Origin of the sequence: Campylobacter sp. RM16189 (genome assembly GCF_012978815.1) — a bacterium.
Taxonomy (GTDB): domain Bacteria; phylum Campylobacterota; class Campylobacteria; order Campylobacterales; family Campylobacteraceae; genus Campylobacter_A.
In genome coordinates this window covers 19,727-33,112 of the sequence record NZ_LIWR01000005.1, presented here as the reverse complement: position 1 = coordinate 33,112, position 13,386 = coordinate 19,727, and the positions used below count along the sequence as shown (strand labels likewise).

11 protein-coding genes are annotated in these 13,386 nt (G+C 37.4%); 4 read left to right on the top strand and 7 right to left on the bottom strand.

What is annotated here, in order from left to right; all coding sequences use genetic code 11:
- Nucleotides 1-20: 20 nt before the first annotated feature.
- From CDOM16189_RS04550 to CDOM16189_RS04540, 3 genes are read right to left on the bottom strand one after another with little or no spacing between them, the layout of a single operon-like run.
- Nucleotides 21-1,367: a TolC family protein gene (locus tag CDOM16189_RS04550; RefSeq protein WP_169974761.1), complete on the bottom strand. Its 1,347-nt coding sequence runs from the start codon at nucleotides 1,365-1,367 to the stop codon at nucleotides 21-23.
- A gap of 1 nt (nucleotide 1,368) precedes the next feature.
- Nucleotides 1,369-3,291, bottom strand: a complete 1,923-nt coding sequence (locus CDOM16189_RS04545; RefSeq protein ID WP_170000802.1) for a MacB family efflux pump subunit — start codon at nucleotides 3,289-3,291, stop codon at nucleotides 1,369-1,371.
- Between the two features lie 12 nt (nucleotides 3,292-3,303).
- On the bottom strand, nucleotides 3,304-4,500 hold the full coding sequence (locus CDOM16189_RS04540) for an efflux RND transporter periplasmic adaptor subunit (protein WP_170000772.1): 1,197 nt from the start codon (nucleotides 4,498-4,500) through the stop codon (nucleotides 3,304-3,306).
- 152 nt (nucleotides 4,501-4,652) lie between these two features.
- Between CDOM16189_RS04540 and CDOM16189_RS04535 the strand changes: the two genes are divergently transcribed.
- The 4 genes from CDOM16189_RS04535 to CDOM16189_RS04520 all read left to right on the top strand — a co-directional run bounded on the left by CDOM16189_RS04535 (nucleotide 4,653) and on the right by CDOM16189_RS04520 (nucleotide 7,705).
- The gene (locus tag CDOM16189_RS04535) at nucleotides 4,653-5,561 is read left to right on the top strand and encodes an AEC family transporter (RefSeq protein ID WP_170000771.1); all 909 of its coding nucleotides are present in this window, start codon (nucleotides 4,653-4,655) and stop codon (nucleotides 5,559-5,561) included.
- A gap of 71 nt (nucleotides 5,562-5,632) precedes the next feature.
- On the top strand, nucleotides 5,633-5,884 hold the full coding sequence (locus CDOM16189_RS04530) for a hypothetical protein (RefSeq protein WP_170000770.1): 252 nt from the start codon (nucleotides 5,633-5,635) through the stop codon (nucleotides 5,882-5,884).
- Nucleotides 5,884-6,546: a response regulator transcription factor gene (locus CDOM16189_RS04525; RefSeq protein WP_170000769.1), complete on the top strand. Its 663-nt coding sequence runs from the start codon at nucleotides 5,884-5,886 to the stop codon at nucleotides 6,544-6,546. Before CDOM16189_RS04530 ends, CDOM16189_RS04525 begins: the two co-directional genes overlap by 1 nt.
- Nucleotides 6,539-7,705 carry a sensor histidine kinase gene (locus CDOM16189_RS04520; RefSeq protein ID WP_170000768.1) on the top strand — a complete coding sequence of 389 codons (1,167 nt, stop codon included), beginning with the start codon at nucleotides 6,539-6,541 and terminating at the stop codon, nucleotides 7,703-7,705. The genes CDOM16189_RS04525 and CDOM16189_RS04520 overlap by 8 nt, the downstream gene beginning before the upstream one ends.
- Here CDOM16189_RS04520 and CDOM16189_RS04515 read toward each other — a convergent pair.
- From CDOM16189_RS04515 to CDOM16189_RS04500, 4 genes are read right to left on the bottom strand one after another with little or no spacing between them, the layout of a single operon-like run.
- Complete coding sequence (locus tag CDOM16189_RS04515; RefSeq protein WP_170000767.1) at nucleotides 7,702-8,316, bottom strand: tetratricopeptide repeat protein; 615 nt, start codon at nucleotides 8,314-8,316, stop codon at nucleotides 7,702-7,704. The genes CDOM16189_RS04520 and CDOM16189_RS04515 overlap by 4 nt on opposite strands.
- A 9-nt stretch (nucleotides 8,317-8,325) precedes the next feature.
- The gene (locus CDOM16189_RS04510; protein ID WP_170000766.1) at nucleotides 8,326-11,346 is read right to left on the bottom strand and encodes an efflux RND transporter permease subunit; all 3,021 of its coding nucleotides are present in this window, start codon (nucleotides 11,344-11,346) and stop codon (nucleotides 8,326-8,328) included.
- Nucleotides 11,347-12,090, bottom strand: a complete 744-nt coding sequence (locus CDOM16189_RS04505; RefSeq protein WP_170000765.1) for an efflux RND transporter periplasmic adaptor subunit — start codon at nucleotides 12,088-12,090, stop codon at nucleotides 11,347-11,349.
- Nucleotides 12,087-13,370, bottom strand: coding sequence for a TolC family protein (locus CDOM16189_RS04500; protein WP_170000764.1), 1,284 nt, complete (start codon nucleotides 13,368-13,370; stop codon nucleotides 12,087-12,089). Before CDOM16189_RS04500 ends, CDOM16189_RS04505 begins: the two co-directional genes overlap by 4 nt.
- Between the last annotated feature and the right edge of the window lie 16 nt (nucleotides 13,371-13,386).

The following is a 13,386-nucleotide window of genomic DNA, read 5'->3' as shown; positions in this document are numbered from 1 at the left end:
TAATAAATACTCTTTAATTACTACTTTATCTTGCCCGCCATAGCCTTAAATACATTTATTTCATCTTGTAAAATTTTATACCTTTGCAGTAAAAGGCTATTTTGCATATCTATCTCGTTGTTTTTGGCTTCTAAAAAGTTTTTAAGTTCGGTTTTACCTAGATCAAATTTTATCTTATACATATCTCTTATATATCTTAAATTTTGCATCTGTTTCTCATAATTGGCAAAAATTTCTCTATCCTTTTGCCAATTTTTATACCCCAAATCAACTTCGTTTAAAGCCGCGACCAACTTCTCTTCATAGTTTAACTTCATATTTTCAAAGTTATATTCTGAAATTTTTAGACTGTTTTTAAGCCGAGAGTAGTTTAAAAAAGGCAAATTTATGGCAAGATTGCCTCCTAAAAATTGAAACTTAAAAGCATCTTTGGCTCTATCTCCTCTACTGCTTATACTAGCTCCTAAAGTAAGGCTAGGATAAAAGCTCTTCTCGCTTACTTTTACGTTTAAAAGACTCTCTTCTATCCTAGAAATAGCCGCCTTTAAATCCGGGCGATTGGAGATGGCGTATAAAGGTACATCTAAATTTATTCCTAAAAAATTAATATCACTTAGTAAAATTTCATTAATTTTAAACTCAAATTCAGGCTTAACGCTAAGCAAATTTCTTAAAGTCTGTTCGGCTAAATTTAAATTTCTATTTAGATTTAAAATCCTGTTTTTAACATTTAAAATAGAGCTTTGAACCTGTTTTAGGCTAAGTTCATCTGTTTTTCCAAGCTCAAATTTTGCCCTTATAATGGCTTCAAGTTGGACGTAATTTTGAAGCGATATCTCATAAAATTTCAAACTCTCCTTAAGATAAAGAATCTCAAAGTATCTATCTATAATGCTATTTATAAGAGTTAATTTCGCAGCCTCTAAGTCAAATTTGGTTGCTTGCAATTCCCAAATTGCAGCGTCTTTAGAGTCTGAAAGTTTTTTAAAAAGATCTATTTCATAACTTAGAGAAAAACCGCTATTGTAGCTTTCTTTAAAAGTATCGTTTTTGCTTATATCTCTACTTGTTTCTATGCCTAAATTTGCATTAAATTTAGGCATTAGCTCGGATTTTATGAGTCCGACCTGAGCTAAGGCTTTATTTATAGAGATTGCCGCTTTGGCTAAATTTATACTGTTTTTCAACCCAAGCTCTACTAATTCATTTAGATATGGCTGATTATAATCCTCCCACCAATTTGATTTAAGCTGATACTCTTTACTTAAATTTTCATCTAGTAAAATATCGCTAAAATCTTCATTTATGCTCTTTACTGCGCAACCGCTAAACAAAATCACAAATACAAATATCAAAATTCTTTTCATATCATTCCCTTGAAAGAGCGTCTATAGGATTTAGTTTGGATGCGTTTCTAGCAGGCATGTAGCCAAAAATTATACCTATAAAAGTAGAGGTAAATAAAGCAACTACAATAGAAAGATTAGAAAATATCATATGAACTTGTGGTGAAAATTTATTAAATACATATCCTATCCCAAATGATGCCGCTATACCCGCGATACCTCCTATCACGCACAGTAGCACCGCCTCTATCAAAAACTGTTGCAATATATTTCCCTCTCTAGCTCCTATAGCCATCCTTATACCTATCTCTCTAGTTCGCTCTGTAACTGAAACTAGCATTATATTCATAACCCCTATTCCGCCTACCAAAAGCGATATAAAGGCTATACAAGATATCAGAAGCGTCATAGTCCTGGTTGTGCCCTCAATAGTCTTTTTTATAGTGTCTGAATTTCTTGTAAAAAAGTCCTTTTTGCCACGTTTTGCAGCCAAAACTTCCGTTAAGCTTCGCTCGGCGATCTGAGCATTAACCTCATCTTTAACCTTGACTGTTATGGAGTTTATAAACCGATCTCCCGTTATTTTGTTTATAACAGTAGTGTATGGAGTGTAAATTCTAAGCGTGCTTGAGTCGCCTATATTGCTACTATATTTTAAAACGCCTATTATGCGAAACGGGCGTTTATTAAAAAATATAATCTCGCCTATAGGATCTATCTCTTTAAAAAACTCATCCTTTGTATTTTGATCTATAACCAAAACCGAAGCAGAGTTTTTTACCTCATCTTCATTAAACGATCTGCCTTTTTCAAATTTATGCCCTAACACCTCAAGACTTTGCGCTCCGCCACCTCTCATGCTAGCTGATGCTGATTTATTTCTATACGTTAGCATGCCACTTGCAGTGGTATTTGGGGTAACACTATCAAGGTAATCTTGACGAGATAGCATTACCGTATCTGATATCGTAAGAGTTTTTTTCATGCCTCTAAGATCGCTAAAACCCTTACCGGGATAGATGTCTATAGTATTTGTGCCTATGCCTCTGATGTCTGATAAAATTTGTTGCTGAGAGCCTTTACCAAGAGCTACTACGCATATTACAGAAGCTATGCCGATGATGATGCCAAGCATGGTTAAAACAGATCTTAGCTTATGGCTAAATATCGAATTTAACGACATCTTAAAGCTCTCTATAAACTGATCCTTGTAAAAGCTTATCGCATTTTTTTGTTTAAATTCTGTGGTTTTAGAAGGGAAAATTTCATCCTTTTTTACTACGTCTTTTAAAATTTCACCATCTTTTATCTCTATTACGCGATTTGCGTAGGCTGCGATGTTTGCATCGTGAGTTACGATAATGATAGTGTGTCCCTCTTTATGCAAATTTGTTAAAATTTCCATGACCATTAGCCCGCTTGCGCTATCAAGTGCACCTGTAGGCTCATCAGCTAGGATGATCTCTCCTCCGTTCATAAGCGCTCTTGCTATACTTACGCGCTGCTGCTGTCCGCCGCTTAGCTTGTTTGGCAAGGATTCAAGCTTATCTTCTAATCCAAGTCCGCTTAAAATTTTAGCCGCCCTATCCTCCCTATCTTTTTTATTAAGACCGGCATAAACGCTAGGTAATGATACATTTGACAGCGCATTTAAGGTTCCTAATAGATTGTATCTTTGAAATATAAAGCCAAATTTATTACGCCTTAAATCAGCAAGAGAGTCTGAATCAAATTTTGAGATATCAGCGCCTTCTAGCAGATACTCGCCGCTAGTTGGGTTATCAAGACAGCCAAGGATATTCATGAGCGTTGATTTGCCTGAACCGGACTGTCCGATAATAGCAATAAATTCGCCTTTTTTAATGCTTAAATTTATATTTTTAAGAGCATCAAAGATATTTTCGCCAAGCTTAAATTTCTTGCTTAAATTTTTAAGCTCTATAATCGAACTCAAATTTTACCTACCTCTTATTCGTCTATTTTCACGCTCTATCATATTGTTTATCTGAGCCGCGGAACTTCTTGAAGTGATAACCTTTTCGCCCTCTTTTACACCGCTTACTACTTGAGATTTTATACTGTCGCTTAAGCCTATTACGACCTCTCTAGCCTCTATCAAGCCGTCATCTTTTAGCACCTCTATTATTGTTTTTGAATTTTGTTTTTTAATGGCGGTATTTGGAACTATAACCGCATCCTTGACGCTTTCAAGTATTATGACATTTAAGGTTGTCATGCCTATACGTAAAATTTCATCTTGATTATCTATAAGAGCGTTGGCGTAATAATATATTGCCGATGAGCTAGAATTAGAGCTTCCTGATGATGTTTTTTGGCTGTATTTGCCGTTACTTAGAGTAGTAAGTCCCGGGTCAATGGAGCTAATTTTGGTATAAAATTTCTTATTTGGCTCCGAAAAGATAGAGTACTCAACCCTTGAGCCAACCTTTACCTTTGTGATGTCGCCCTCTGCTATCTCCATCTTTAGCTTTAGCTTCGTTAAGTCCGCTATATTTACGATGGTTGGTGTCGTCTGGTTTGAATTTACAGTTTGACCCTCTTCAACCTGAACCGATACGATAGTGCCGTCTTTCGGAGCTACTATCTTGGTGTATCCCAGATCGATCTGAGCGGTGTTTAAAGAAATTTTAGTCTGAGCTATCTGTGCTTCTATTTCTTTTACGTTTGCCTTTGTAACGGCAAGAGAGTTTTTAGAGCTTTCAAACTCCTCTTTTGAGGTTGCGTTTTTGCTAAAAAGCTCTTTTTCTCGGTTAAATTTACTCTCTGAGATCTCAAGAGCTACCTTTGCGCTATTTAACTTCGCTTCATAGATTCCAAGCTGAGCCCTTTTAGTATCTACGTTATTTTGCTGGGTTGCAGAGTCGATCTCCGCTATCATATCGCCAGCTTTTACCTTATCGCCCAGCTTTACATATAGCTTTTTTATCTGACCGGAAACTTGCGCACCCACATCTATAAGCTCGTTTGCATAAATTTCGCCGTTGCTATCAATACTCTTTATAAGTTCGCCTCTAAAAGCCACAGAGGTTAATACTTCATCCGGCTTTTCTTTTTTAAAATATTTTTCATACACAAAAAAAGAACAGGCGGCAAGAATGACCAAAAATATTATAAATTTGATTATTTTTTTCATATTATTACTTTGAATTTTTAAATTTAAATCAAGCATTATATTAAAATTATCCTAAATTTTACTATCTAATAAAGTTAATAATATTAATTTTATCTTGATTTAATAACCCTTGCCATATAATTTTGGCTTAAATTTAAAAGATAAAGAAAATTATGTTTACCCCTCTACTCTCAATATTTATTCTTATAGCTTCTGGATATTTCGCAAAGAAAATAAAGATTTTTGAGCAAAAGCATGCAAGTGTATTTATAGACTACGCGCTATGCTTTGCCTTGCCTGCTTTGATCTTTGATAAAATTTATCACGTAAGCATAGATAAAACTCTCATAAATATCATCTTAACCGGCTTTTTATCCTCCTTTGCAGCCGCTTTTGTAGTGTTTTTCGTCTGTAAAGCCTTTAAATTTAGCCAAGCCACCGCCATTAGCGCTTTATTGCTGGCGATGTTTGGCAACACCATCTTTATCGGTATGCCTATCATCACGGGCTTTTTTGGAGAAGAAGCTCTAAATGAAGTTATATTTTACGATCAGTTTGCAACATCCATACCTATATCTATCATCGGACCTTTTGTGCTCTCTTTTGGAGCGCCCGCTAAAGTTTCGCTAGTGCAAAACACTATAAAAGTGCTTAAATTTCCGCCATTTATCGCACTTATCACAGGGCTTGTTTTTAAAGGTATCGAGCTTCCTTCAGTTATCTTTACCGCGCTTAATCTTTTTAGCCAAAGCGTAGTTCCGGTTGCCCTTTTTGCTATAGGTATCGGTCTTGGATTTAGAAGCATAAGAAGTTCATATAAAGCCACTTTAATCGTAATCGCAGGCAAAATGCTAATAGCTCCTCTTATGTTTATCCTTATAGCTTTAATATTTAGCGTTGAATTTAGCCCTAAATGGCTCATAGGAATTCTTCAGTGCGCTATGCCGCCGATGGTTTTAGCAAGCGCTATGATAATGAAGGCGAATTTAGACAGTCAGCTTGCAGTTTCAGCCGTAGCTACAGGCGTTGCATTTAGCTTTATCAGTCTTCCTTTGGTATATTTTATCTGCGGATTTTTGTAATTTTTTATATTTCACACTCGCTTCACACTTCTTGGTTAAGATTTCAGCATAATTTATCACAAGGAGATACAATGAAAAAGTTAGTTTTAGTTGCGCTTGGCGCTATGTTTATGGTTGGTGGCGCTATGGCGGCAGATATGAAAAAAGATGATATGATGTCTAAAGATATGCCGATGGCAAAAGAGATGAAAGATGATATGAAAATGCACAAAGACGAGATGAAAGGCGACATGAAAAAAGATATGTCTGATAAAAAAGATGATATGATGATGAAAAAAGATGAAATGAAAAAAGAGATGAAAAAACCTGAAGGCATAATGTAATGACAAGAATTTTGCTCGTAGAAGATGATGAAATTTTAAGCGAAATGATAACGGAATATCTAAGCGAGAGAGATTATAAGATAACCGCTTGCATAGATGCCAAAACCGCTCTTAATCTAGCCTATGAGCAAAAATTCGATATCTTGATACTTGACGTTAAAATTCCTAAAGGCGATGGATTTTCGCTTCTATCGTCCTTAAGGAAGGCTGACGTAACTACGCCTGCGATATTTACGACCTCCCTAAATACAATAGAAGATCTTGAAGTAGGCTATAAAAGCGGTTGCGATGACTACCTTAAAAAGCCTTACGAGCTTAAAGAGTTGCTTTTGCGTATCAAAAATTTACTTAGGCGAAATTTCTCTCATACAAACGATGACTTTATCGAAATTGCCGACGGGTTTAGATTTCACATAGACAGCAAAACAGTTCAAAAAGACGGCGAAAATGTAAATATCTCAAATAAAGAGAGTGAGCTTTTAGCGCTATTTTTACAAAACAAAAACAAACTTCTTACAAAAGAAGTTATATATGATAAAATTTGGGGCTATGACGAAGAGCCAAGCGAGCAAAGTTTGCGCGTATATATAAGGACTTTACGCCAAATTTTAGGCAAGGACAGCATCATAAATAAAAGAGGTGACGGCTATATCTATGTCTGAAAAAACCAAGATAATATCTAAAATTTTATCCCTCTATCTAATCACCAGCGCGCTATTTTTAAGCTATTTTTCGATAAACGATTACAAAATGGCAAAAGAGGCGCTTATCTCAAACGAAGTAAAAAATCTCAAAGAGATAAAAATGGGAATTTACATGAAAGCCAGCATGAACGGCATAAATTCTGCCGCTGCGCTCATGCAAGAAAAGCAAGTAAGCGCATGTATCGTCTCAAAAGACGGCAAGATAATCTATCAAGATACTGAGTGTCTAAAAGATACCAAAAAAAACGTAGCGTTTTTAAAAGATGGCAAGGTAGTCATATACGAAGCACTTCAAAGCATGGAAAGCAATGCCACCGGAGAGCTTTCAACGGCAGACATCTTACTTGAAGGAAGAGATATAAGAAGCGATTTAAATCTCTTAAAGCTTAAAAATTTAGGAAATTTACTTCTGATACTTACAATTATCATGGTTATAGCCTACTACTTGGCAAAGCTTTCTTTGGAGCCGCTTCACGCCAAGATAAATGCACTAAATCGCTTCATAAAAGACTCAACGCACGAGATAAACACGCCTCTTAGCATAATAATGATGAGTATAGAAACAACCGATAAAAGCACGCTTAGCAGCAAAAATTTAAAACGCCTTAATAATATCGAACTGGCAGCTAGAAGCCTAAGTAATATCTACGAAGATCTTACGTACCTATCCTTTAGCAAAAGCGACGCAATCAAAAAAGAGCAGATAAATTTAAAAAATCTATTTAACGAACGGCTTGAATATTTCGCTCCGTTTTTTGCCAAACGCTCAATCATCCCGCAAATAAATTTAAGCGAAGCGAGTATAAACGCAAATCTTTACGAGATAAGAAGAATGATAGACAACCTCATTAGTAACGCTATAAAATATTCAAACGTAGGCGGATTTGTAAGTATAAATTTAAGCAAAAATGAATTTGCCATCACAAATAGCGGCGAAGGTATCAGCAAAGAGCAACAAAAGAAAATTTACGATCGCTATACACACTTTAACAACGACCAAGGAGGATTTGGCATAGGACTAAATTTAGTAAAAAGAGTTTGCGAAAGCAACGATTTAAGCATAATTTGTGAAAGCGAGATCGGTCAAAACACGACTTTTAAAGTAAGCTGGAGCTAAAATTTATCCTCAAGCAAGGAGAAATTTTTACACCCTACCTCATCGCCAAGCTCGCAACCCATCTTATAATACTTCCTAGCCACATCTCTGCTACCGCCCTCAACCCCTAAAGAGAAATGATGCATACCGCCTAAATTTGTACAGCTCTTTGAGTGCTTAAGATCTATACAGGCTTTTTCATACAGCTTTATGGCTCGCACGAAATTATGCCCCGTCTCGGTGCCTAGTCTATATGAATTGCCCGCGTTATAACAGCCGTATTTGCTGTTTAGCTTGCAAGCTTTTAAAAATAGCGCTATAACTTCGCTATCGTTTTTATCTCCGTCAAATCTCTGATAAAGCGAACCTAGGTTTGAACAAGCTACTCCAAGCTCGCTTTTACAGGCTATTTTATAACAAATTTCTGCACTTTTAAGATCGTCTGCAAGCTCAAATTCAACGCCCATATCATTGCACTCGCTTGATGTTTTATCCTTACAGATATGTTCTTGTTTGACTTCGGTTTTGCTTGAATTGCTATGCAAATTTTGATTTTTAGCCTGGTTTAAAGAGGCGCATCCGCTAAATAAAACCGTGATAAAAACAAGCTGATAAAAACTCTTAAAGCTCATTTTGCGTCCTTAAATTTCATCTCTTTTGTAAATTTTACCGATAAACTTATCTACTTTATACGTTATGCCAAATAGCGCAGGTACCAAAAATAGCGTAAGGATCGTAGAGCTAATGAGCCCTGAGATGATAGATATAGCCATAGGCGAGTTGCCCTCATAGCCCGCTCCTCTTGAGAGAGCAAGCGGAAGCATGGCAAATATCATCGCAAAGGTTGTCATTAGTATCGCTCTTAGCCGCTTTGAGCCCGCCTTTATGATGGCTTCATTTACATTCATGCCCTCGTTTGCGTATCTGTTTGCAAAATCCACAACCAAAATGGCGTTTTTACCGACCATTCCAAATAGCAAAATAGCTCCGACCATCACAAAAAGACTAAACGAATTTCCGCTTAGATAAAGCCCCACGGCAACTCCGCCAAATGCAAGCGGCATAGATATCATGATGATAAAAGGCATGATAAGGCTCTCATAAAGTGCGGCTAGTATCATGTATATGAGAATTACGCTAAGGCTAATGGTAAATATAAACGCCTCGTTCGTATCATTCATTAGCTCTATAAAGCCCGTCATGCGGTAATCATATCCTTTAGGCAGTATGCTTGGGATTTGCTCGTCAACGACCTTTTGCACGTTATCAAGCGGAATATTATCCACATTTGCCACGATTAGAATTTGACGCTGTTTGTTAAATCGCATAATCGATGAAAAAGTCTTGGTAAGCTTAAAATTTGCGACCGAATTTAGCGCGACACTCTCGCCGCTTGCGCTTCTTATACGCAGCTTTTCAAGCGAAGATACATCTTTTCTATGCTCGTCATCAAACCTAAGCATTATGTCGTATTGGTCGTTACCATCATCAAAAGAGCCGAGGAAATTTTGCCCAAAAGAGCCGTAAACCACCCTTGTGATATCATATTCGCTTATGCCAAGACGCTTGGCTTTTTCTTTATTTACCGAAATTTCAAGCTGATTTATCCTATCTTCGTTGTCGCTGCTTATATCGACAACTCCGCTAACGCTCTCTAAAATTTGCCTAGCCTGAGATAAAATTTCATCAAGTTTTTCTAAGCTATCACCCGTGATAACTAGCTGCACAGGCTCGTTTGCTCCGCCTGCATCGACCATAGGAAGGGCTGAAATTTTGATATTTAAATCATCGATCTTAAGCTTATTTCTATACTCTTCCATGATCTGAGGCTGCCTATCTTTTCGCTCTTTTATGTCTTTTAATTTAGCGTAAATTTTAGCCTTAAAAGCATCCTTGGCGTCGGTATATCCTACAAGCATATAGGCATAATCCACACGCGGGTCTTTATTTAGCTCATCAAGCACAACCGAGGACTTTTCACTCATAGCAACAAGTGAAATTCCGGGCTGGGCTTTAATGAAAATTTCAAATTCGCCATTATCTTCAATAGGCATAAAATCCATGCCGACTTTCATGGCAAGGCTCATACAAAGCGCAAGCAAGGCAAGGCTTAAAACTACAAATAGAGTTTTAAATTTTAAAATAAGCCCCAAAAGCCACGCATAGCCGTTTTCAAGAGCGACGAAAAAAGGCTCTGTAAGATGAAAAAATTTGCCCTCTTGCGCGTTTAAAAACCTAGCCCCAAGGCTTGGTATAAGCATAATGGATACAAAAAACGATACCACGATACCGCCCGCTACGCTCATGGCAAAGGAGTTAAAGTATCTACCCACAATGCCTTCCATGAACGCAATAGGCACAAACACGCAAAGCAAAACGGCACTTATAGAAAGTACGCTAAATGTTATCTCGCCCACTCCCGCAAAACTTGCTTTTAGCGGGTTTGTCTCGCCCTCTTGCATCTTTTTTGAGATATTTTCTATAACGACTATCGCATCATCGATAAAAATTCCGATCCCAAGCGTAAGTGCTATCAAAGTAAGGCGATTTAGATCAAATCCAAGCATATCAATAATAAAAAACGTCCCGATAATGCTCGTAGGTATGGAAAGTGCAGAGATAACGGTAGAGCTAAAATTCCTAAGAAAGAAAAATACTATAAAGATAGTCAAAACAACGCCAAGCACCATATCAAAGCCGACTTGCCTGATGTGCTTTGTGATGTTTTCGCTGTTATCAAAGGCGATCTTTAGCTCATACTCGCTGCCCACGATCTGCCTTAACTCATCTATCTTAGCTTTTACGTTTTCTATCGTAGCTAGCGCATTTACTCCGCTTATCTTTAAAAGCTCAAGCATGACGCCTTGCTTGCCGTTCATCACGGCGATGCTATCGGTATCTTTTTTATCAAGCTCTATGCGCGCAACATCTTTTAAAAATATCCCGCTTGCAAGCCTAAGCTCTTTAAGCTCATCTATGCTGCTTGCATCAAAATTGCTCTTTAAAAAGAGTTCGGAATTTTCGTTTTCAAGCTTGCCTAAAGGGGCTTTTAAGTTTTGAGTCTTGATCAAATTTACGACATCGTTTGCATTCAAACCAAATTTATCAAGCTTAAAAGGATCAAGGTAAATTTTCACCTGAGGCTGCAAAAATCCCGTATCATCAACCTTGCCTATCCCGTCAATGCGCTGTAAAAATGGCTTTACCTTCTCTTCCACAATCTTCATAAGAGCGACTTCATCGCCACTGTTTGAGCTTATAAATATGTTTAAAATTCTATCGCCCGTTCCTTTGATCTTTTCTATCTCGCTTCTACCTTCAACGCCCGCTTTACTAACCTTATCTCGCACGTCATCGGCAGCTACGTTGATATCTTTTTCAAGGTCAAACTGTATAAGCACCACGCTTAGATTGTTGTAGCTGTATGAGTGAATTTTATCTATGCCGTCAATAGTAGAGATCTCATCTTCTATCTTTTTAGTGACTTTTGACTCGATTAAATTCATATCTCCGCCCGAGTAAGTAGTGATCTTAATGAGCGGAATTTCAATTTCGGGAAAGAGATTTACAGGCATTCTTTGTAGCGACATAATGCCAAAAACGACAAGCGACATAAATATCATCAAAGTCGTTATGGGTCTATTTATGGCAAATCTATACATCTATTTCACCGTTATATATCCCTCGCCAAAAAGCCCCGGCATAAGACCTTGCGCATAAACTTCAGCGTAAATTTTACGTGTTTTCGTATCTATTTTAGGATGAATTAAAGCTATAGCGCCTACCATTTCTTCGTTTGAGCCGTCAAGCTTATACCTAAACTCGCTTCCTACTTTTACTACATCTTTAAATTTCTCATCATAGCTGATCATAAGCTTAACTTCAGGATATGAAAATATACCAATGAGCCTTTGAGCCACTCCACCCACACCTTCGCCTACTTCGATGCTCTTTTTGGATATTGTACCGTCAAAAGGCGCTTTAAGAAGTTTGTTTTCAAGCATTTCGTTTGCGTTTTTGATAGCGATTTTTGCCTTTTGCACCGCTAAACTAGCTCGCTTAAACTCAAATTCGGCATCCTCGTAAGCCTGAGTAGAAGTTACGCTTTTTACTTTTTTAAAGCGTTCCAATATGTCTTTAGCATGCTTAAGAGCCAAATTTGCAAGCTCTAAATCATTTTTAGCCGCTTCAAGCGCGATTTTTTCACTCTCGTTTTCAAGCTCAACTAAGACATCGCCCTTTTTTACCATATCGGAAACATCCACATTTACCTTTTTAACTATGCCAAAACTCTTTATGGCAAGCTCTGCGCTGTGTTTAGCCACTACGTCAAAATTTGCATAAATTTGCTCTTGCGCAGATAGTATCAGGCAAAGAGTGGTTAAGATTCCTAAAATTCTATTCATCGCTCTACTACTCGCTTTAAAATTTCCTCGCCGTTTTCATACAAGAACTCGGCCTTTTTTATCTCGTATTCATCCTTGCTCAGCTCAAGCCCGCTTTGGGCTTCAAATTTAGCTGTTAATGCCTGCAAAAACTCCACATATCCACTAAATCCCGCTTCATATTTTTTAAAAACCGCCTCATAAGAGCTATTAGCGGCTTTTAGCGCCAGCTCATTGGCATTAATTTTTTCTTTTAAGATATTTAATTCGTTTTTTAAATTTTGCAAATTTATCCTATTTTCAAGTCTCTTCTGTTCCAAATTCAAAGCGGCTTGATTTGATGCTATTTGTTTGATCTGCTTTTCTTTGCTGGTTGCTTCAAAATCAAAAATTTTCCAAGAGAAACCAAGGGTTATCTCGTTTGTCCTGTGTCTTTTCTTAAAAATCGTATCAAGATAAGGCGTTATAGCCTGAAACCTAGGATTAAGCGAAGAGAAGTCGTTGTCAAAGTCGTTTCGGTAGACGGAGTAAGTGTCTTTAATGAAAATTTGCGGAAGCGTAGCTGAGCCTGCGATCTTTATATCCTCACGGCTTGCCTTAAATTCTTCTTCAAGGACTTTAAGAGCCGTTTTGTTTGAACCCTGCGCCAAATTTGGCTCATCTATCCTAGAGCCGCTTGAAGGGGTTAAAATTTCATTTGTGAGCAGATTTATCTTGCTGTTTATCTCATCTTGCTTTTGCTTATAGCTTAGCGCTTCAACCTTTGCAGCGTGAAATTTAGCCTTGATCGCTTCAAACTCATCAATCGCCGCAAGTCCGGCGGAGTAAAATTTCTCAAGCCTATCAAGGGCGTTTTTAAGATAGTTTATCTGAGACTCTTTTGCTTTTATGATCTCATTTAGCGCAATGAAGTTAAAGTAAAGCCTGCAAATATCAAGAGAAAGAGAGTTTTTAAAATCCTCGTTTTTTAAAATTTCACTTCCGTGCAGGTGTTTAAGCGCGGCTAAGCTCGCCTCTCTTTTGCCTCCGTCATATAACAAAAACTCGATACTGGCTAAAATTTGCAAGCTCTGTTTCGGAGTTAGTATGCTAGGATCTAGCAAATGATAATTATATCCGCCTTTTAAATTTAAATTTGGCATATAAGAGCTGCGAACGCTTTCGTGCTTAAGCTGTGATTTTTGAGGCTGCATGCTTGAAATTTGAGCCAAATTTGAGCTGTGAGCTAAATTTATGATCTCACTTAGACTGCTTGCGCTTAGACTTAAACTAAGAGCAAGCACCAGACAAGCCTTTTTCATTCTAAACCCACAAGGC